Here is a 22302-nt window from a genome sequence, read left to right as displayed (position 1 = left end):
TGTTGATTATAAATAATATATGTCAATTCTTATTAAAAGAGGTAGGCTTTATGAATAAGAAAAAAAATAAAAAGGCAATAATAATTGCCTTTTACTATTGCTGTTTATTTTCTTCTTCAGCTTCTTTTATTGCATCTTTTCTTGAAAGATTTATTCTACCTTGAGAATCTATTTCTGTTACCTTAACTAAGATTTCATCTCCAACAGATACTACATCCTCAACTTTTTCTACTCTCTTATTATCTAACTTAGAAATATGAACTAATCCTTCTTTATTAGGTAATACCTCAACAAAGGCACCAAATTGAGCAATTTTTGTAACTTTACCTAAATAAATTTCTCCAGCTTTAACCTCTTTAGTTAAACCTTCTATTATTTTAACAGCTTCTTTAACACCTTCTGATTCAGCTGATGAAACATAAACTAATCCATCTTCTTTTATATCTATTTTAACACCAGTGTCAGCTATAATCTTGTTTATAACTTTTCCACCAGCCCCAATTACATCTCTGATTTTCTCAGGATCTATTTGTAGAGTTGATGTTTTAGGTGCATATTTTGAAACTTCTTCTCTTGGAGCTGGTATGCATTCTTTAATCTTATCTAAGATCATTAATCTTGCTTTTCTTGCTCCATATATAGCATCGTGTATAACTTTTTCTGATAGACCTTTTATTTTAGTATCTACTTGGATTGAAGTTATTCCCTCTTCTGTTCCAGCTACTTTAAAGTCCATATCTCCAAAGAAATCTTCTAAACCTTGGATATCAGTTAAAACTTCTTCCTCAGTTAAATCTTTTGAAGTTATTAATCCCATAGCTATACCTGCTGCTGGTCTCTTTATTGGAACCCCAGCATCTAAAAGTGCTAATGTACTACCACAAACTGAAGCCTGTGAAGTAGATCCATTTGAGCTTAATACTTCTGATACTAATCTTATTGTGTATGGGAACTTAGCTTCTGAAGGTATAAGTGGTTCTAAAGCTCTTTCAGCTAAAGCTCCATGACCAATTTCTCTTCTACCTGGTCCTCTTAATGGTCTAACTTCTCCTACACTGTATGCTGGGAAGTTATAGTGATGCATATATCTCTTAGATTCTTCTTCACCAATACCATCTAATATTTGAATTTCACTTATTGATCCTAAAGTTGCAACAGTCATTACTTGAGTAAGTCCTCTTGTAAATAATCCTGTTCCATGAGTTCTTGGAAGTAATCCAACTTCACAACCAATGTTTCTTACCTCATCAAAAGCTCTTCCATCAGGTCTTTTTCCTTCTTTTAAAAGCATATGTCTTACGACTTCTTTTTGCATATCATAAACTGCTTCTCCAATATCAGACATGTTATCTGGATATTTTTCTTCGAACTCTTCATTTATTTTAGCTTTAACTTCGTCCATTGCAGCATTTCTTTCATCTCTATCAGTAATGTGCATTGACTCACTAATCATATCAAAAGCAAATTCTCTTACAGCTTCTTCTATTTCTTCTGGTACTTTATGTAGTTCTGGCACTTTTTTCTCTTTACCGAACATACTTACAGCTTCTTCTTGGAATTTTATTATATCTTGACACTTATCAAAACCAAATTTGATAGCATTAATCATTGTATCTTCTGGGATTTCATCTCCACCAGCTTCAATCATCATAACTCTTTCCTTAGTTGCGCAAACAGTTAATTGAAGTGAACTTTCTTCTCTTTCCTTTGAAGTAGGGTTTAGTATGAATTCTTCTCCTATTAATCCTACTTGAACTGCAGCCACTGGAGTAGTAAAAGGTATGCTTGATAAACATAATGCCATTGAGGCAGCATTTATAGCTAGTATTTCAGGAAGGTTATCATTTTCTACTGAAACAACTGTACATACTACTTGAACATCATTTCTATATCCTTTTGGGAATAAAGGTCTTAAAGGTCTGTCTATAGCTCTACCATTTAGTATAGCTTTCTCTGAAGGTTTTCCTTCTCTTTTTATAAATCCACCTGGTATTTTACCAACTGAATATAATCTCTCTTCGTATTCAACACTTAGTGGGAAAAAGTCTATTCCCTCTCTTGGTTTTTCTGATGCATTTACATTTGTTAATATTACTGTATCACCATAACTCATTAATATAGCAGCATCTGAAAGCATTCCTAATTTCCCGAACTCAACTTTCATCGGTCTTCCTGCTATGATAGTTTCATGGGTATGATTCATATAAATACCTCCTTTCGGTATATAAAGACTAAATTTTTACAATATTAATATTTTTAAAATAATAGAGCGGTAAAAAACCCGCTCTACTAAATTATCTTCTTAATCCTAATTCTTTGATTATAGCTCTGTATCTTTCGATATCTTGCTCATATAAGTAGTTTAATAAACCTCTTCTTTGTCCAACCATCATTAAAAGACCTCTTCTTGAGTGGTGGTCTTTTTTGTGTGTTCTTAAGTGATCAGTTAAAGAGTTTATTCTTTCTGTTAATAACGCGATTTGAACTTCTGGTGAACCAGTGTCTCCTTCGTGTCTTGCATGTTTAGCTATTATTTCTTGTTTTCTTATTTTATCCATTGTTACACCTCCGAAAAATTATCCCCTAGTTCCAAGAAAAAAGACGGTTACCCTTAAATCTTAGAGTTAGGTTCTATATGATTATATCAAAACTCGCTTTTCTTGTAAATCTTTATTACAAAGAAATTTTTATGTTACTTTCTTCTGCGAATTTTTTATCCTTAATTAGTTGTTCTTTTAATTCTTCTAAAGAATTAAATTTTTTTTCATTTCTTATCTTACTTATAAAGTAAAGTTTTATATGCTTTCCATATATATCTTCATCAAAATTTAGTATGTGAGTCTCTACTGTAGTATTCTTACCATTTACAGTAGGATTATTCCCAACTGAAGTTATACCTTTATAAATTTCTCCATTAACTTCTACATTAGTATAATAAACTCCTATCTTAGGAAGGATTATTTCATCATTATTCTTTAAATTTGCTGTTGGAAAATTAATTGTTCTACCTATTTTCTTTCCACTTACCACTTCACCATTTAATGAGAAATACCTACCTAACATATTATTAGCATCTTCTAGCTCTCCTTCTGATAAAGCTTTTCTTATTCTTGTTGAACTAACTACTTCTGATTTATATGTAAAGGGCTCTATAACGTAAAGTTCTAATCCCTTTAAATCACATAATTCCTTAAGTAACTTAACATCACCTTTATTTTTATGGCCAAATCTATAGTTAAATCCAACAACAATTCCTCGTACATTATAGTTTTTTATAAGATTTTCTATAAACTCTTCTGGTTCTAGTTCCATAAACTTTTTATTAAACTCAACAAAACTACTTAAATCAACTTTTAAGTCTTCAAGAATTCTTATTTTTTCATGTAAAGTTACTAAAAGTTTTGGTGCACCTTCCTTGTTTATAAATTTTCTTGGATGATTTTTAAATGTATATACCATACTTAATGAATCGTTCTTCCTAGACAATTCATTACTTTTGTTTATTAAAGCTAAATGACCTTTATGAATTCCATCAAAACTCCCTAAAGCTACATAGGTGCTTTTTTGAACCACTCTCTTAAAATCATTATTTATTAAAATCATTGACTACTCCTCTATCAGTAATTTCTCCAATTTAAATCCTTTTTCATCCCTTTTTCCTAATCCCAAAAAGACTCCATTGTCTTCATATACTCTATATAGTTTATTAAATTCAACTTCTTCACTATACATTCTATTATCAAATACTTTAACACCATTTCTTAAAAGCTTACCAAACTTCTCATTTACTGTGATTTTTTCAAAAGAATCTAAAGCCTTTTCAATGGAAATAATATGTTTTTCTAAAAGTTCTTCTGTTAAATCTTCTATATTTATTGCTTCTTCTTTAGTAAATGTACCATTTTGTATTCTCTCTAAGGCAGTCATTGTTGCTCCAACATTTAATTTTTCACCAATATCATAGCAAAGGCTTCTTATATATGTTCCCTTAGAACAACAAACATCCATTTGTATATTATCATTTGATTCTATTTTTATATTTTCAATAGAATAAATAGTAATTTTTCTAGCTTCTCTGTGAACTTCTATTCCTTGACGTGCTAATTCATATAATCTTACTCCATTTTGTTTTAAAGCAGAATACATTGGTGGAACTTGATCTATTGTTCCTAAAAAGGAATTTATACAATTTAATATTTCATCCTTTGTTATATGTGATGCATCCTCTTCTCTTAAAACTTCTCCTTCTAAATCATATGTGTCAGTAACCATACCAAGCTTTAAATTCACTCTATAAACTTTTTTATTTTCCATTATATAATCTATAATTTTTGTAGCTTTTCCAAGGCATACAGGTAAAACTCCAGAAGCCGCTGGATCTAAAGTTCCTGTATGTCCTACCTTTTTCATCTTTGCAACTCTTCTTACAATGGCTACAACATCAAATGAAGTCATTCCCGTATTTTTATATATGTTAATTACTCCATTCATATATTACACCATCTCTTTTGCAAGTATTTCTAATATTTTATTTTTAGCTTCGTCTATACTTACACCTTTAATGAATGCTCCAGAAGCCTTTGTATGACCACCGCCACCAAAGTTTTCTGCAATTTTTCTAACATCTAATGTATCTTTAGATCTTAAGCTAACCTTTACTCCCTCATCTACCTCTTTAAGAAGTATGCATCCTTCTACACCTTTTATTTGATTTCCTAAGGATACAACATCTGAACTATTTTGAACTTCTTCTCCAATAGAATCTATCATCTCTTTAGTAATTCTCATAAGAACTATTTTATTATTGCAAACTAGCTCCATGTCTCCTAAAACTAAAGACATTAGTTTCATTTTAGCAAAAGGCTTATTATCAAATATATTTCTATGAATTTCATCATGTTTTATATAATTAACTAATTCCCCTGCTATTATATGAGTTCTTTCAGTAGAATTTGAGTATCTAAAAGAACCTGTATCAGTTATTAATGATGTATATAGACATTTAGCTATATTTTCATTAATTTCAATCTTTAGCTCCTTAAGTAGCATAAATATTATTTCAGCTGTTGCAGAAGCCTCTGTATCTACATAGTTAACAATACCATATTTATCATTTGATAAATGATGATCCATATTAACTAAATTTCCTTTGAATTCGATTAAATCTGCAGAAATTCTTTCAACATTTCCACAATCTAATACTATAACACAATCAGTATCTTCTGATGGCTTTATAACTTCTCCAGTTATTTCCTCAGCATAAGGCAGAAAGCTTAGGTTATCTGAGACTAGGTCTTTAGAGATAACATAAGCTTCTTTACCATAAATTCTAATGCCTTGAAGTAGTGCTAAGACACTACCTAAGGCATCACCATCTGGAGATACATGATATGTTATACCAATTTTTTTGCTTTTATTTATAATTGATATTACATCATGAAATCTCATTTTTTATTTCTCCTTGATTTTGTTTAGCAATGATTCAATATACATTGCATTATCTATAGAATTATCTTCTTCAAATAATATTTCAGGAGTACTTCTTAGCTTAACTCTGTTTCCAACTTCTCTTCTTATGAAGCCAGCTGAACTTTTTAGAGCCTTTAAGCTTTCCTCTTTTTCTTCATCATTTTTAGCGAATAGGCTAACAAAAACTTTAGCGTATCTTAAATCTTTAGTAACTTCAACTTGAGTTACACTTACCATAGCTGTTAGTCTAGGGTCTTTTATTTGATTTCTTATGATATCACTTACTTCTTTTCTTACTTCTTCATTTATTCTTTTACCTCTGAAGTTAGCCATATAAATCACCTCTTTATAAAATTAAAGTTCTTTTCTTTGAACAGCTTCCATAGTATATGCTTCTATTATATCGCCTTCTTTAATGTCATTGAACTTTTCTACACTAAATCCACACTCGTATCCAGCATTTACTTCTTTTACATCATCTTTAAATCTCTTTAATGATGCTAACTTAGATTCAAATATTACAATACCTTCTCTTATAACTCTTACATCTGCATTTCTAACTAATTTACCAGTTAATACATATCCTCCAGCAATTGTTCCAACGTTAGAAATTTTGTAAGTAGCTCTTATTTCAGCAGTTCCTAATACAACTTCTTTGTATTCTGGATCTAACATACCGATCATAGCTGACTTAATATCTTCTATAGCGTCGTATATTACTCTGTAAGTTTTAACTTCAACTCCATCTCTCTCTGAAGCTGCTACGGCATTGTTATCTGGTCTAACATTAAATCCTATTACTATAGCGTTAGATGCAGCAGCTAATGTTATATCTGTTTCTGATATAGCACCAACAGCTCCGTGTATAACTCTTACCTTTACATCATCAGTTGATAATTTTTCTAATGATGCTTTTATAGCTTCAACAGAACCTTGAACGTCTGCTTTAACTATAACTGAAAGCTCTTTAACTGAACCTTCTTTAATTTGGCTATATAAATCTTCTAATGAAACTCTATGTGAAGTTGCGAAACTTTCTTGTCTTATTTTTTCTTTTCTAGCTTCAGCCATGTTTCTAGCTGTTTTTTCATCTTTAACAACTGTGAATCTATCTCCAGCAGCTGGTACTTCTGAAAGACCTAAAACCTCAACTGGAATTGATGGACCAGCTGATTTTATCTTCTTACCTGAATCATCAAACATAGCTCTTATTCTTCCGTAAGTGCTACCAACTATGATTGAATCTCCCATGTGTAGAGTACCATTTTGAACTAATAATGTTGCTACAGCCCCTCTACCTTTATCTAATTTAGCCTCTACAACTGTTCCTTTTGCTTTTCTTCCAGCATCTGCTTTTAATTCTTGCATTTCTGAAGTTAAAAGAACCATTTCTAATAGAGTATCTATGTTTTCTCTAGTTTTAGCTGAAACTGGTACTGCTATTATATCTCCACCCCAGTCTTCAACAACTAATCCATGCTCAGTTAATTCTTGTTTAACTCTATCTGGATTAGCACCTTCTCTATCCATTTTGTTTATAGCAACTATCATTGGAACGTTAGCTGCCTTACAGTGATTTATAGCTTCTACTGTTTGTGGCATTATTCCGTCATCAGCTGCAACAACTAAGATAACTACATCTGTTATTTGAGCTCCTCTAGCTCTCATTGCTGTGAAAGCTTCATGTCCTGGTGTATCTAAGAATGTTAAAGTTTCTCCGTTTACTTCAACAGTGTAAGCACCTATATGTTGAGTTATTCCACCAGCTTCTGTACTTGTTACCTTTGATTTTCTTATAGCATCAAGTAATGAAGTTTTACCATGGTCAACGTGACCCATAACTGTTATGATAGGTGGTCTCTTAGCTAAGTTTTCTTCTTCTACATCAGTTTCTTCTTCGAACTCTTCTAAAGTGTTCTCTTCTTCTTTTTCATAAACTGCAACCTCATATTTTTCAGCAACCTTTTCAGCTGTTTCAAAATCTATTTCTTGGTTTATAGCAGCCATTACTCCTGTGAAGATAAGAGTTTTTATAACATCATTAACTGGTTTGTTTAATTTCTCAGCTAATTCTTTAACTGTTATAGTCTTCCCGATTTCGATAACTTCAACGTCTTGTTCTAAGTTATCATCTTCGCTACCTTTTTTTCTTTTCTTTTTCTTCTTAGCAGCATTATTAACTTCTTCAGCTAATTCAGCTTCATATTCAGCAACCAATTCACTGTTTGCTTCACTTCCTGCTAAAAGTTCTTTTATTAACGCAGCATCTTCATCTTCTATAACGCTCATATGGTTTTTAACCTCAACGCCGAACTCATCCATTAATACGTTTATAAGAACTTTACTTGGAACTCTTAACTCTTTTGCCAATTCATAAACTCTTATTTTTGACATATATTCACCCCCGAAAAATTTTTAGATGAACTAATTATTATTAGAATATGACAAAAGTTTTTCTGCCATATTCTCATCAGTTACTCCTAATATATTGATTTCGCATCTACCTATACTATATCCTAACTCTTCTTTTGAAAAATTATCTATGTATGGTATATCATACTGTTCACAGTACTTAACGAATTTATATTTTGAACGATTTGAAATGCTATTTGAAAAAATAAATAAGTAGATTTTACTTCTTTTCATTTCCTCTTCACATTTATTATAACCTTCCAAAAGTTTACCTGCTCTTTTTGTAAGTCCTAAAAAATTAAGAAATTTATCCATTTGTTATCTCATCCCTCAATCTATCATAGACTTCATCTCCAATGTTAGATTGAAGATTTTTATTTAATCTTTTTGCTTTAAATGCTTTTTCTAAACATTCAACACTTTTACAAATGTAAGCCCCTCTTCCTGACTTTTTACCAGTTAAATCTACAGAAACTTCTCCTTCAGCATTTTTAACTATTCTTATCAGTTCTTTTTTAGGCTTCATTTCCATGCAACCATTGCACATTCTCATTGGAATTTTTTTAGGTTTCATCTTGTCACCTCCAAAGTCTAGAAGTTATTATTCTTCTATTATAGTGTCTTCTTCAACAACAATATCTTCTTCTTGTAATAATTCTTCTGCTTTAGATTTGCTCTTTATGTCTATTTTCCAACCAGTTAATTTAGCTGCTAATCTAACGTTTTGTCCTTCTTTACCTATAGCTAATGATAATTGACTATCATCCACTATAACCTTAGCTGATTTAGTTTCTTCATCAGCTTCTACACTTATAACCTTAGCTGGGCTCAAAGCATTTTCTATATACTCAGATGGAGTATTGCTCCATTTTATTATATCAATTTTTTCATTTTTTAGTTCATTAACTATATTTTGAACTCTAACACCCTTAGGTCCAACACAAGCTCCCATAGCATCTACTGATTCATCATTTGAGTAAACAGCTATTTTAGTTCTTGATCCAGCTTCTCTAGCTATACTTTTTATTTCAACTATTCCTTCATATATTTCTGGAACTTCTAATTCAAATAATCTTTTAACTAAACCTGGATGTGTTCTTGAACATAAAACTGAAGCACCTTTAGATGTTTTCTTAACTTCAACTACGTATAATTGTAATTTTTCATTGAAGTTATATTTTTCTGTAGGCATTTGTTCATTTGGTCCTAAAACACCTTCTATTTTTCCTAAGTCTACAAATACATTACCTTTGTCTTTTCTTATTACTGTACCAGGTAATATGTCAAATTCTTTTTCTGCAAATTCTGAGTAAATTACATTTCTCTCAGATTCTTTTATTCTTTGGATAACCATTTGCTTAGCAAGTTGTGCTGCAACTCTTCCAAAGTTTTTAGGTGTTACTTCTATTTCTACTATGTCATCCAATTGATAAATAGCACTAATAGCCTTTGCATCTTCTAAACTTATTTCTGTTACATCATCATAAACTTCTTCAACAACAACTTTTTGAGCATAAACATGGATTTCTCCTGATTTCTCATCACGTTTTACCTTTACATTTTGTGCAGTTGTTCCTGAATTTGAAAAGTTTTTCTTATAAGCTGCTATTATAGCATCATCTATAGTTTCTAATAAAGCCTCTACTGAAATACCTTTCTCTTTTACTATTTCAGATAATGCCCCTAGAAATTCTTCATTCATTTTTAAACCCTCCTTAAAATTATATCTCCCCTTCAAGGTTCGCTGTCTTAATTTTATCTTTAGGAACTTTTATTTCATTCCCTTCACATTCAACTATTATTTCATTTTCTTGTACATCTTTAAGAATTCCTTTTACATTTTTTCTTCCACTTAAAGAACTCTTAAATCCAACAAAAACTTCTTTTCCTATAAATCTATTAAAATGCTCATCACTATGTAATCTTCTATTTAATCCTGGTGATGAAACTTCTAAGAAGTACGCATCTTTTATTGGATCTTCTATATCAAGCATATCACTTAATGCTCTACTTACAATTTCACAATCCCTTAGAGAAATTCTCTCCTCTGGCTTTTCTATATATAATCTTAAATAATATTCATTATTTTCTTTTACATATTCAATATGATATAAATCATATCCCTTTTCTTTAACTATAGGAGCACAAAGTGCTTCAAGATCAGCTACAAGTTGTTCTTTTTTCATTATACTTCCCTCCCTTATTAAGTTTTAAATCTTATCTTTATTGTATCCAATAAAGCAAATACCTATTAATTTATATAATAATAGGTATGCAAAAACGCAACTTTATTCTAAGTTGCGTTACAAATAGAAAGAGCGGGCTTTTCTGTCCCACTCCTTTACCTCAAACTATTAGTAAAAAACTTCTACTTATATAGTAACATAGTATATTTTATATTACAAGAAATTTTTAAAATTAGCCAAACAAACTAAGTTGGTTACTTTCTTGCATTCCTTCTAGGCATCCATGATTATCTAAAGTTTCTATTACAGTCTTTGAAACCTTAGATCTAAGTCTTAAATCTTCCTTTGAAATAAACTCTCCATTAACTCTACATTCAACTATACTTTTTGCAGCATTGTCTCCAACTCCTTGAAGAGCATTTAATGGAGGTCTTATACCATCTTCTTCTATCTTAAACTTAGTTGCTTCTGATTTATATAAATCAACCTTTAAGAAATTCAATCCTCTTTTATACATTTCATAAGAAATTTCTAAAATAGTTAAAAGACCTTTTTCTTTTACTGATATGTTATTTCCTAAAGAATTTAGTTCTTCCATCTTTGCCTTTATTGCTTCTTCACCCTTACAAATTAAGTCTGCATCGAAATCATCAGCTCTTACTGTAAAATATGTTGTGTAATATGCTTCTGGATAATAAACTTTATAATATGCTATTCTAACTGCCATCATAACATATGCAACAGCATGGCCTTTAGGGAACATATATTTTATTCTTTTACAAGATTCAATATACCAATCTGGTACATTTTTCTCTCTCATTAAAGCTTCATCATCTTCACTAAGTCCTTTTCCCTTTCTTACCTTTTCCATTATAGTAAAGGCTGTCTTAGGAGGAAGATCTTTATACATAAGATAAACCATAATATCGTCTCTTGTTGCTATACAGTCTTTTAGTGTAGTATAACCTTCCTTAATAAAGTACTGAGCATTATTAAGCCAAACATCAGTACCATGTGAAAGTCCAGATATTCTCACAAGGTCTGCAAAACTCTTAGGTTGAGTATCAACTAGCATCTGTCTAACGAATTTAGTACCGAACTCAGGAAGTCCATAACTACCAACTTCACATCCTAATTCTTCTTTAGTTACCCCTAAGGCATCTGGTGATGTAAATAAACTTATAACCTTAGGATCATTTAAAGGTATTGTCTTAGGATCTAAGCCAGTTAAGTCTTGAAGCATTCTAAGAACGGTCGGGTCGTCGTGTCCAAGTATATCAAGCTTAAGAAGTCTACCACTTATTGAATGGTAATCAAAGTGAGTTGTTATAATATCTGTGTTAACATCATCAGCTGGATGTTGTATTGGACAAAAATTATATATTTCATTGTCATTTGGAACAACCATGATTCCACCAGGATGCTGTCCACTAGTTCTTTTTATTCCAGTACATCCAATAGTAAGCCTTTCTATTTCAGCTTGAGATACAACTAATCCTCTTTCTTGAAGGTATTTTTTTACAAAACCATAAGCTGTTTTTTCAGCTACTGTACCTATAGTTCCAGCTTTAAATACATATCCTTTTCCGAAAAGAACCTCTGTGTACTTATGTACAACAGCTTGGTATTCCCCTGAGAAGTTAAGGTCTATATCTGGTTCTTTATCTCCTTCAAAACCTAAGAATGTTTCGAAAGGAATATCATGGCCATCCTTAATATACTTAGCTCCACAATCAGGACAATTTTTATCTGGTAAATCTGCTCCTGAACTTATAGAACCATCTAAGAAAAATTCTGATTTCTTACAATTTGGACAAACATAATGAGGTGGTAATCCATTAACCTCTGTTATATCTGACATTGTTGCTACGAAAGAGGAACCAACAGACCCCCTTGAACCAACTAGGTATCCGTCTTCTAAGGATTTAGCAACTAATTTTTGAGCTATAAGATAAAGCACCGCATATCCATTATTTATTATAGAATTAAGTTCTTTATCTAATCTCTTTTGAACAACTTCAGGAAGATTTTCTCCATATATACTATGAACCTTATTCATAGTCATGTTTCTTATTTCTTCCTCAGCCCCCTCTATTTTAGGAGGAAATGTTTCATCTGGTATAGGTTTTACAGCCTCAACCATATCAGCTATCTTCTGAGTATTTTCTATTACAACTTCCCTGCAAGCCTCTTCTCCTAAATATTCAAACTCTTTCATCATTTCATTAGTAGTTCTAAAATATAAAGGTGGTTGATTATCTGCATCTCCATATCCTTGACCAGCCATTATTATTCTTCTAAATACTTCATCATTAGGATCTAAGAAATGACAATCGCATGTAGCCACTACTGGTTTATCCATTTCCTTTCCTAAATCATATATTTTTCTATTTAACTCTCTAAGTTCTTCTTCATCTTTTACATTTCCTTTTCTTATAAGGAATTCATTATTTTGTATTGGCTGAATTTCTAGATAATCATAGAAAGATGCTATTTCTTTTAATTCCCCATCTGTCTTTCCTTCTAAAACTGCCTTATATAATTGTCCTGCTTCACAAGCTGAACCAATTATTAAACCTTCTCTATACTCAGTTATTATACTTTTAGGAAGTCTTGGTCTTCTAGCAAAATAATCTAAGTGAGCCATAGAAACTAATTTATATAAATTCTTAATTCCAGTTTGATTTTTAGCTAATATTATTATGTGATGTAGAGGAAGTTTCTTTACATCTATATTTGATAAATACTTTTCATTTAGAGTTTTAACATCATGAATATCCATTTCTTCTTTCATCTTTTTGAAAGAAAACTTTAATATCTCCGCAGTAGCCTTTGCATCATCAACAGCTCTATGGTGATTTTCAAGGCTAATTCCTAAATGTTTAGCAACTAGATTTAACTTAACCTTTTTTAAATCTGGATAAAGATATCTAGCTAAAGGAACAGTATCCATTACAGGATTCTTTAAAGTTTTTCCCATATCCATTAAGTTCTTTTTTATAAAACCAACGTCAAAGGCAGCATTGTGGGCTACTAGTACAGAATCTCCTACAAATTCCATAAATTTAGGAAGCACTTCATCTATAGTAGGCTGTCCATTAACCATATTTTGAGTTATACTTGTAAGCTCTGTAATCTTATATGGAATATTTACCTTTGGATCAACAAAAGTACTAAAGGAATCAACTATTTCTCCATCCTTTAACTTAACAGCACCAATTTCTATAATCTTATCATTTTTACTTGAAAAACCTGTGGTTTCTATATCAAAAACCACATACTCATCATCAAAGGATTCCTCATGCCCATTAATAACTATAGGTGTTCCATTATCAGCTAAATATCCCTCTACCCCATAAATAACTTTTATGTTATTCTTTTTAGCAGCTATTTGAGCATCTGGAAAGGCCTGAACAACTCCATGGTCTGTTATGGCTACAGCCTTATGTCCAAACTTTGCTGCTCTCTCAACAATTTTACTTGCAGCAGTTACGGCATCCATTGAGCTCATAGTTGTATGCATATGAAGCTCTACTCTTTTTTCCTCTGCTGTATCCATACGCTCTATTTTTGTAAGCTTATTTATATCCCTAGCCATTATTACAACTTCCTTAGCATAAGGATCCATAGTAGCTTCCCCTCTTACTTTACAATAAAGACCTTTTTTAACATTTTCTAAAACATGTTCTTTATCCTTATCTCTTAAGAAGCATTTAACGGCTATAGAACTTGTATAGTCTGTTATGAAGAATGTAAGTATTATTCTACCTGTCTTAGTTTCAAAAATATCAGTTTTAAATACATCTCCTGAAATAGTAACAATTCCAGATCCCATATCTATACTGCTTATATCTATAGTATCTCCTTGAATATTTCTTCCCAGTATAGTATTTTCATTCTTAGGCTCATCTTTATAAGATTTTTTCTCATAACCACCTTTATTGCCACCATTAGATTTATGTTTATTATCACTAATTTCCTTTTTAACAGGCTTTTCTTGAGCAGCTTGAGCTTTCATAGTTTCTATAACTTTTTTAGCTATTTCTTTGTTTTCATTTAACTTTTCATCATTGTAATTCTTATTAGCTAAACTTTCATCATATTTAACTTCTACTAAAGAATTTATTCCAAAGAATGATTTTATATATCCCTTAATCTCTCTATCTATATGTTTTTTATTAACAAAAGTACATAAAAACTCAGAACCATTTTTTATAATTATTTTTTCTCCTTCAATTACTATAGGAGAATTAAGTAAAACTTCTTTTAAAACAGGATGTTTCTCTATAATTTTTTCACAAACATGATTCCAATGCTGATCTACTACCTGTTTTAAAGTTATATCAGAAATATCTATGTAATACATAATCTCTATATTTATTTCAAAACCTATAGCTTTTTTTATATATTGCTTAATTATTTTCTTTTGTTCTTCTGATAATTGATCTTTACTTTTTATTATGGTTCTTAAAGTATTGCTTTTCTTCAACAATTGAAACTTAGTTATTTCAAACTCTAAATCATTAAGATTATCATCTGATTTTATGGATCTGTTAATCTGTTTAACAAACTCGTTACTCAAAATCTAAGCCTCCTTTGAATTTTATTTTAATTTATCCCTATACGACATAAAGAAGGGATATTAATCCCTCCTTTAAATTATATTGTTTCTATTATCTTTATAAGCTCTTCAACTAAGTCTTCTTCTTTTACTTTTTTAATTATTTCACCTTTTCTAAAGATAAGACCTTCACCTTTACCTCCAGCTATCCCAATATCTGCCTCTCTTGCTTCTCCTGGTCCATTTACAACACAGCCCATTACTGCAACCTTTATATTTTTCTTGCAAGAACTTAGTCTTTGTTCTACTTCTTTAGCTATGTTTATTAAGTCTATTTGAGTTCTTCCACATGTAGGACATGATATAAACTCTATTCCTTCTTTTACATATCCAAAGTTTTTAAGAATTTCTTTACCTACTTTTATCTCTTCAACAGGATCTCCAGTTAAAGAAACTCTTATAGTATCACCTATTCCTTCTGCAAGTAAAGTTCCTATTCCTATAGCAGATTTTATTGTTCCTCTCCAAGGTGTACCAGCCTCAGTAACCCCTAAGTGAAGAGGATAATTTGTTTTTTGTGAAGCTATTCTATAACTTTCTATCATAGTTTCAACATTTGATGATTTCATTGAAATTACTATATCATGAAAATCTAACTCTTCTAATATTTTAACATGTTCTAATGCACTTTCAACTAGGGCATCTGGGGTAGGTTTTCCATATTTTGCTAAAAGTTCTTTTGATAATGACCCTGAGTTAACCCCTATTCTTATAGGAATGTTTTTTTCTTTACAAGCTTTTACTACAGCTTCTACCTTTTCTCTAGATCCAATATTTCCTGGATTTATTCTTATTGCAGAAACTCCATTTTCTATTGCTTTTAAAGCTAATCTATAATCAAAATGAATGTCTGCAACTAGTGGTATATTAATTTTTGCCACTATATCTTTTATAGCGCAAGCTGCATCCATATCTAAAACTGCACATCTAACAATATCACATCCAGCTTCTTGAAGCTCTCTTATTTGTTTAACTGTAGCTTCTACATCTTTTGTATCTGTATTGGTCATAGATTGAATGGAAACTCTAAAATCTCCTCCAACATATATGTTTCCAACCTTAACCTTTCTAGTTTCTTTTCTATTCACTATTAATTCCTCCAAATTTCTATAGTATCGGGAATATTATATCTTTTATAGTTACTAATACCATAAGTCCCATAAGGAGCATGAATCCAACGGTATTTACAGCTTCAATATATTTAGCAGGTATTTCTTTTCTAATTATCATTTGAATAAGCTCTATAAATATTCTTCCACCATCTAAAGCTGGGAATGGTAAAAGGTTAAATACTGCTAATTGAACACTTAAAAATGCCATAAACCATAAAAGAGTATTTGCTCCTGCTTTTGCTGCTTGCCCTGACATTTTAATTATTGTAACAGGACCTCCTACATCAGTTTTTAAATTTGCTTCTCCTGTAACAATAGTCTTTAATGCAATAAATGACTGAGATACAAGACTTCTTGTTTCATTAAATCCTTGCTTTATTCCTTGAAGCAAAGTAGGTTTTTCAACTAAAGCATAGCTTATTCCAACTTGATACATTCCACTCTCATTTAAAATCGGCTGTACTGTTTTTGTTAAGACATCATTGCCTCTTTTTATCTCTAATTCAACTGGATTTCCCTTAGCTAAAGCTAATCCCATTCTAAAATCATCAGTTGTATGAATTTTGTTTCCATCTATTTTTAGGAATTCATCTCCCTGTTCAATTCCTATTTCTTGTGCTGGTGAATTAGGTACTACACTTGCTACTTTATTTTCTGCAAAGCCAGAACTCATAGCTAGCCCAATAAATATTATAAGGGCTAATACATAATTCATAAATGCCCCTGCTCCCATAACAAGTATTCTTTGAATAGGAGTTTTTGCATTTAAGCTTCCTGAATCATCACTTTCATCTTCTTCACCAAGCATTTTAACAAATCCACCAAAAGGAAGGATTCTTAAGTTATATTCTGTTTCTCCAACTTTTACACCAAAAAGCTTTGGACCCATACCAATAGCAAATTCCTCAACATAAATCCCATTTAATTTAGCCACAATAAAATGTCCAAGCTCATGAACTAAGATTAAAGCACTAAATGCTAATAAAGCAAAAATTATATACACCCTTTTCCCTCCTAGTTATATTTTTCATATATATACTGTCTTACTTCTTTGTCTAAATTTATTACATTATGAAGAGTAACCTCTTTGTTGTAATCAAAAGTATTCATACACTCTTCTATTATCTCTGGTATTTGCAGATATGTTATCTTTTTATTTAGGAATAGTTCAACACATACTTCATTAGCCCCATTTAAAATTGTTGGCATAAGCTTTCCCTTTTCTCCTGCTTCATAAGCTAATTTTAAGCATTTAAATGTATCTAAATCCGGCTTTTCAAAAGTTAACTCTCTAATCTTAAATAAATCTAACTTTTCACTAATATTTCCTTGCCTATTTGGATAATTTAAAGCATATTGAATTGGTAATTTCATATCTGGTACACCTAATTGAGCTATAACTGCTCCATCAGTATATTGAACCATAGAATGTATTATTGATTGTGGATGAACTACAACCTCTATATCTTTATAAGGACAATCAAATAACCAATGAGCTTCTATAACTTCTAATCCCTTGTTCATTAGAGTTGATGAATCTATTGATATTTTTTGACCCATATTCCACTTTGGATGCTTAAGAGCTCTTTCTGGAGTTACTGATTTTAAATCTTCTATAGTAAACCCTCTAAAAGGCCCTCCAGAAGCAGTTAAAAGTATTTTATCAATTTTGTTATGAGCATTTCCTTGTAATGATTGGAATATAGCACTATGCTCTGAGTCTACTGGAAGTATTTTTACTCCATTTTCTTTAGCTTCTCTCATAACAAGTTCACCTGCTACTACTAAAGTTTCTTTATTTGCTAAAGCGATATCTTTTCCTTTTCTTATAGCTTCTACAGTTGGTTTTAATCCAATCATACCAACAACAGAAGTAACAACTATATCAATTTCATCTAAAGTAGCAACTTTAACTAAGCCTTCCATCCCATAGATAACTTCACACTTTAATCCTTGGCTTTTTACTAAATCTACAAGTTTTTTGTAAGACTCCTCGTGATTTATTGCAACGTATTTAGGTGAAAACTCTTTTATTATATCCATTGTTAATTCTATATTTCTATTAGCTGTTATACCAACTAATTCAAAATCTTCTTTATGAAATCTTAATACATCTAAAGTTTGAGTTCCTATAGAACCAGTTACCCCTAGTATAGATATTCTCTTCATATTCTTTCCTCCTAAGTTCTTCCTTAAACATAATAGACTAAAATTATCTACTTAGCCTATTATATTATTTTATATCATTATATCTCTAAATACAATAATATACATTTATTATGTTTTCTTTTAACAGAAAGTTATCTACTCATTGATAAATCTTTTTCTCTAAATTATATTTTTCTTTAAAACTATTCCCACCTTTATAAATATCTCTACATAATAAATATACTCAAGTTATTACTTAATATTCTATGAATAATCTTATATTTTTCTTTTTAAGTTAAATATATAATAAAATTTTTATGCCTACAAATAAATATAAATAAAATTTTTTATAAAAAAAATGCTTTAGAAAATCTAAAGCATTAAAATTTTAAGACAAGTGTTAAATAGAAGAATACTATTGTTCCAGCAAATAATATACTGTCAAATCTATCTAATATTCCACCATGTCCTGGTATTAAATTACTATAATCTTTTATTCCTGCGTATCTCTTTATTGATGAAGCAACTAAATCACCAAATTGACAGAATACTCCACATAATATACCTATTATAAAATAATGATATACAGGTATTAAAGAGAAACTATTAGATATTATTATACCAAATATTCCACAAGCTAATGTACTTCCTAATATTCCTCCTATAGAACCTTCTATAGTCTTCTTAGGACTAACCTTTGGACATAATTTGTGTTTACCAAAGAATCTACCTGAATAGTATGCAGCAGTATCACAAAGCCATGATGATAGGAATATTAACCAAACTAGGTATTGTCCACCTTCTTTGATGTTTACTAAATGTATGAAGCTAAAGAAAACTCCTACATATATAAATCCTAAAATAGTAACTGCAACATCTATAAATGTATATTCAATATTAAGTATAGGAACACAAAGTAATATAAATGTAGCTATTATTATTAAAAATGATAACATTTCAAAATTATTTGAAGTTAAGTAATATAATATTAATAATATATATCCCCCTATGGAAATAGGCTTTAATTTTGCTACTTTAACAGTTTTATAATATTCATATAATCCTGCAAAAGAAAGAGCAATAGTAAATAGCTTAAGCCAAATTCCACCTAGGAATATAAAAGCAATAAATGGAGCCATTATAAGTGCGCCTAGATATCTGCTATTAGATTTCACCCAAATCACCTCATTATTTATTTAATTCCACCAAATCTTCTATCTCTATTTTGATAATCAAAAATAGCTTTTCTTAAATCTTCACCATTAAAATCTGGCCAGTTTATTTGAGAATACCAAAATTCTGAGTATGCACATTGCCATAATAAGAAGTTGCTAAGTCTTTGTTCTCCACTTGGTCTTATTATAAGATCTGGATCTGGCATTCCTTTAGTATAAAGATAGTCATTAAACATATCTTCGTTTATATCATCTATACTTATTTTGCCCGCTTTAACATCTTCTATTACAGATTTTATACCTCTAACTATTTCATTTCTTCCACCATAATTTAATGCTAAGCTTAAAACTACTCCAGTGTTATCTTTAGTTTTTTCCATAGCCCAAAGTATAGCTTTTTTAGGTTCTTCTGGGAATCTTGATAAATCACCTATAGTTTGTACCCTTACTCCGTTTTGATGAAGTTCATCAATTTCATTTTTTATAAATTCAACAACTAACTTCATAAGAGCATTAACTTCATCTTCTGGTCTTTTCCAGTTTTCAGTAGAGAAAGCATATAAAGTTAAATATTTCACTCCTAATTTATCGCATTCTTTTACAATAGTTTTTATAGTCTTAACCCCAGCTCTATGTCCCATAGTTCTTGGAAGACCTCTTTTTTTTGCCCATCTTCCATTACCATCCATTATTATGGCAATATGCTTTGGCATTTTATCTTCAATTAGAACTATTTCTTCTGAATCTTCATTTCCTTTTTTACTAAAAAAATCTAACATAGAAGGTTCCTCCTTATAATTCAATTATAAAATAAAAAACCTGCTAAAGAGCAGGTTTTTTAAATTAAATTGACATAATCTCTTTTTCTTTAGCTGCCACTATAGTATCTATTTCTTTAACAAACTTATCTGTTACTTTTTGGATGTCATCTTCACCCTTTTTCATTTCATCTTCAGTTATAGTTCCTTCTTTTTTGAAGTTTTTAACTTTATCATTTGCATCTTTTCTTATAGATCTTATAGCAACCTTAGCTTGCTCTCCAACTTTTTTAACGTTCTTAACTAAATTTTTTCTAGTTTCTTCAGTTAATTCTGGAACTAAAAGTCTTATTATAGTACCATCATTGTTAGGGTTTATTCCTAAATCTGATTTTAAGATAGCTTTTTCTATTTCTTTAAGCATTGGTTTTTCCCAAGGTGTTATAACTAATAATCTTGGTTCTGGTGATGAAACATTAGCTACTTGATTTAAAGGACACATGCTTCCATAATACTCAACTTGAATTCTATCTAACATAGTTGGGTTAGCTCTTCCAGCTTTCATTGTAGCTAATTCTGAATTTAAAGAATTTATAGTTTTATTCATTTTTTCTTCTGATTTTTTTATAACGTCCTTAATCATTTAAAACTCCTCCTTATTTTTTGCTTACTATTGTTCCTATATTTTCTCCTAAAACAACTCTCTTAATGTTTTCAGGATTATCTAAAGCAAATACTAATATAGGGATGTTGTTGTCCATACAAAGTGATGTTGCAGTTGAATCCATTACTTGTAATCCTTGCTCAAGTACTTCTATATATGATAATTCATCATATTTTTTAGCATCATCGTATTTATGTGGATCTTTATCATAAACTCCATCAACCTTTTTAGCTAATAATATTACATCAGCTTCTATTTCAGCGGCTCTTAATGCTGCTGCTGTATCAGTTGAAAAATAAGGGTTTCCTGTTCCTGCTCCGAATATTACTACTCTACCTTTTTCTAAGTGCCTCATAGCTCTTCTTCTTATATATGGCTCTGCTATTTCCTTCATTTCTATAGCAGTTTGTACTCTAGTGTCTACCCCTAAAGATTCTAATGAATCTTGAAGTGCTAAAGCATTTATTGAAGTAGCTAGCATTCCCATATAGTCAGCAGTAGTTCTATCCATGCCTTCTCCACTTCTACCTCTCCATATGTTTCCGCCACCTACAACTGCGCCTACTTCTATTCCCATATCAACAAGCTCTTTTACAGCCTTTGCTATGTTCATTGCTATATTAAAATCTATTCCAAAACCATTTTCGCCTGCTAAAGCCTCACCTGATAACTTAAGCATAACTCTTTTGTATTTACAAGTTCCCATCTTAAACCTCCAAAACGCTGAATTCTCTATTTTTGTTAATTTTTTATATCTATATTCTAAAAAAAGAGAACACAATGTGTTCTCTTATGTTATTATTTTCCGCCCATTTTAGCTACTTCTTCAGCGAAGTTTTCTTCTTTCTTTTCGATTCCTTCTCCTCTTTCGAATCTTACGAACTTAGTTATAGTTATTGGAGAACCTACTTCTTTTGATTTTTCTTCTAATAATTTAGCGATTGATTTGTCGCCATCTTTTACCCAAGCTTGATCTAAAAGACAAACTTCTTTACAGTATTTTTTGATTCTTCCCATTACCATCTTATCAACGATGTGCTCTGGTTTACCTTCGTTAAGAGCTTGAGCTCTGTATATTTCTTTTTCTTTTTCTAAAGATTCTTGATCAACATCAGCTTCTGATAAGAATAGTGGGTTAGCAGCAGCTATTTGCATACAAACATCTTTAGCAACTTCAGCTAATACTGGTGATGAAGCTTCACATGCTAATTCAGCCATAACACCTATTCTTCCGCCACCGTGGATGTAGCTTTGAACTAATCCGCTTTCAACAGAAAATCTTTCGAATCTTCTTACGCTCATGTTTTCACCAATCTTAGCGATTAACTCAGTTAAAACTTCTTGAACAGTTTTGTCTCCGTCTAATTTTTCTGCTAATAATTCTTCTACAGTGTTTACATTTGAGTTAGCAACTAATTCTGCTACTCTTCCTGCAAATCCAACGAATTCTTCGTTTAAAGCAACGAAGTCAGTTTCACAGTTGATTTCAACTATTGAACCTTTTTTCATATCTTCTGATACGTAAGTTTTAACGATACCTTCAGCTGCTACTCTTCCAGCTTTTTTAGCTGCAGCTGCTAATCCTTTTTCTCTTAAAACTTCAACTGCTTTTTCCATATCTCCATTAGTTTCAGTTAGCGCTTTTTTACAATCCATCATTCCTGCGCCAGTTCTTTCTCTTAACTCTTTAACTGCTTTAGCTGTTATCATTGAAATTCCTCCTGACTATTTAATTAAAAGGTAAACGAAGCAGAGAG

Annotated in this window: 20 protein-coding genes; all 20 read right to left on the bottom strand. The window is 30.8% G+C overall.

What is annotated here, in order from left to right:
- Positions 1-94: 94 nt before the first annotated feature.
- The 20 genes from I6G60_RS06940 to tsf all read right to left on the bottom strand — a co-directional run bounded on the left by I6G60_RS06940 (position 95) and on the right by tsf (position 22255).
- Positions 95-2203, bottom strand: a complete 2109-nt coding sequence (locus I6G60_RS06940; RefSeq protein ID WP_003459742.1) for a polyribonucleotide nucleotidyltransferase — start codon at positions 2201-2203, stop codon at positions 95-97.
- A 91-nt stretch (positions 2204-2294) separates the two neighbouring features.
- Positions 2295-2558 (bottom strand): 30S ribosomal protein S15, encoded by a 264-nt coding sequence (gene rpsO / locus I6G60_RS06935; protein WP_003449423.1) that lies wholly within the window; start codon positions 2556-2558, stop codon positions 2295-2297.
- Between the two features lie 115 nt (positions 2559-2673).
- The gene (locus I6G60_RS06930) at positions 2674-3603 is read right to left on the bottom strand and encodes a bifunctional riboflavin kinase/FAD synthetase (protein WP_003459763.1); all 930 of its coding nucleotides are present in this window, start codon (positions 3601-3603) and stop codon (positions 2674-2676) included.
- Positions 3604-3606: 3 nt separating this feature from the next.
- Positions 3607-4491 (bottom strand): tRNA pseudouridine(55) synthase TruB, encoded by an 885-nt coding sequence (gene truB / locus I6G60_RS06925; RefSeq protein ID WP_003459755.1) that lies wholly within the window; start codon positions 4489-4491, stop codon positions 3607-3609.
- 3 nt (positions 4492-4494) lie between these two features.
- Positions 4495-5448, bottom strand: coding sequence for a DHH family phosphoesterase (locus I6G60_RS06920; protein WP_003459795.1), 954 nt, complete (start codon positions 5446-5448; stop codon positions 4495-4497).
- A 3-nt stretch (positions 5449-5451) separates the two neighbouring features.
- On the bottom strand, positions 5452-5802 hold the full coding sequence (gene rbfA / locus I6G60_RS06915) for a 30S ribosome-binding factor RbfA (RefSeq protein ID WP_003449473.1): 351 nt from the start codon (positions 5800-5802) through the stop codon (positions 5452-5454).
- A 21-nt stretch (positions 5803-5823) separates the two neighbouring features.
- On the bottom strand, positions 5824-7863 hold the full coding sequence (gene infB / locus I6G60_RS06910; protein ID WP_003449445.1) for a translation initiation factor IF-2: 2040 nt from the start codon (positions 7861-7863) through the stop codon (positions 5824-5826).
- 30 nt (positions 7864-7893) lie between these two features.
- The gene (locus I6G60_RS06905) at positions 7894-8196 is read right to left on the bottom strand and encodes a ribosomal L7Ae/L30e/S12e/Gadd45 family protein (RefSeq protein WP_111744272.1); all 303 of its coding nucleotides are present in this window, start codon (positions 8194-8196) and stop codon (positions 7894-7896) included.
- Entirely contained in the window at positions 8189-8455 is a 267-nt protein-coding gene (gene rnpM, locus I6G60_RS06900; RefSeq protein ID WP_003459790.1) for an RNase P modulator RnpM, read from the bottom strand. The genes I6G60_RS06905 and rnpM overlap by 8 nt, the downstream gene beginning before the upstream one ends.
- A 27-nt stretch (positions 8456-8482) precedes the next feature.
- The gene (nusA, locus tag I6G60_RS06895; protein WP_003449452.1) at positions 8483-9583 is read right to left on the bottom strand and encodes a transcription termination factor NusA; all 1101 of its coding nucleotides are present in this window, start codon (positions 9581-9583) and stop codon (positions 8483-8485) included.
- A gap of 19 nt (positions 9584-9602) precedes the next feature.
- Positions 9603-10067 (bottom strand): ribosome maturation factor RimP, encoded by a 465-nt coding sequence (rimP, locus tag I6G60_RS06890; protein ID WP_003459796.1) that lies wholly within the window; start codon positions 10065-10067, stop codon positions 9603-9605.
- 232 nt (positions 10068-10299) lie between these two features.
- Positions 10300-14649: a PolC-type DNA polymerase III gene (locus I6G60_RS06885; RefSeq protein ID WP_003459779.1), complete on the bottom strand. Its 4350-nt coding sequence runs from the start codon at positions 14647-14649 to the stop codon at positions 10300-10302.
- A gap of 77 nt (positions 14650-14726) precedes the next feature.
- Positions 14727-15776: a flavodoxin-dependent (E)-4-hydroxy-3-methylbut-2-enyl-diphosphate synthase gene (gene ispG, locus I6G60_RS06880; protein ID WP_003459806.1), complete on the bottom strand. Its 1050-nt coding sequence runs from the start codon at positions 15774-15776 to the stop codon at positions 14727-14729.
- Positions 15777-15795: 19 nt separating this feature from the next.
- Positions 15796-16803: an RIP metalloprotease RseP gene (gene rseP, locus I6G60_RS06875; protein WP_003459800.1), complete on the bottom strand. Its 1008-nt coding sequence runs from the start codon at positions 16801-16803 to the stop codon at positions 15796-15798.
- Positions 16804-16814: 11 nt separating this feature from the next.
- Positions 16815-17969 (bottom strand): 1-deoxy-D-xylulose-5-phosphate reductoisomerase, encoded by a 1155-nt coding sequence (gene dxr / locus I6G60_RS06870; RefSeq protein ID WP_003459741.1) that lies wholly within the window; start codon positions 17967-17969, stop codon positions 16815-16817.
- A 359-nt stretch (positions 17970-18328) separates the two neighbouring features.
- Positions 18329-19123 carry a phosphatidate cytidylyltransferase gene (locus I6G60_RS06865; RefSeq protein WP_003459799.1) on the bottom strand — a complete coding sequence of 265 codons (795 nt, stop codon included), beginning with the start codon at positions 19121-19123 and terminating at the stop codon, positions 18329-18331.
- A gap of 17 nt (positions 19124-19140) precedes the next feature.
- Positions 19141-19902, bottom strand: a complete 762-nt coding sequence (locus tag I6G60_RS06860; protein WP_003459793.1) for an isoprenyl transferase — start codon at positions 19900-19902, stop codon at positions 19141-19143.
- 64 nt (positions 19903-19966) lie between these two features.
- Entirely contained in the window at positions 19967-20524 is a 558-nt protein-coding gene (gene frr / locus I6G60_RS06855) for a ribosome recycling factor (protein ID WP_003459781.1), read from the bottom strand.
- A gap of 13 nt (positions 20525-20537) precedes the next feature.
- The gene (pyrH, locus tag I6G60_RS06850) at positions 20538-21251 is read right to left on the bottom strand and encodes a UMP kinase (RefSeq protein WP_003459788.1); all 714 of its coding nucleotides are present in this window, start codon (positions 21249-21251) and stop codon (positions 20538-20540) included.
- A 92-nt stretch (positions 21252-21343) separates the two neighbouring features.
- A complete protein-coding gene (gene tsf, locus I6G60_RS06845; protein WP_003459744.1) occupies positions 21344-22255 on the bottom strand; it encodes a translation elongation factor Ts in 912 nt (303 codons plus the stop codon).
- Positions 22256-22302 lie beyond the last annotated feature (47 nt).

It is taken from the genome of Clostridium perfringens (assembly GCF_016027375.1).
Classification (GTDB): Bacteria; Bacillota; Clostridia; order Clostridiales; family Clostridiaceae; genus Sarcina; species Sarcina perfringens.
The sequence above is the reverse complement of the archived record's forward strand: the minus strand, read 5'-3'. Positions and strand labels throughout refer to the sequence as shown.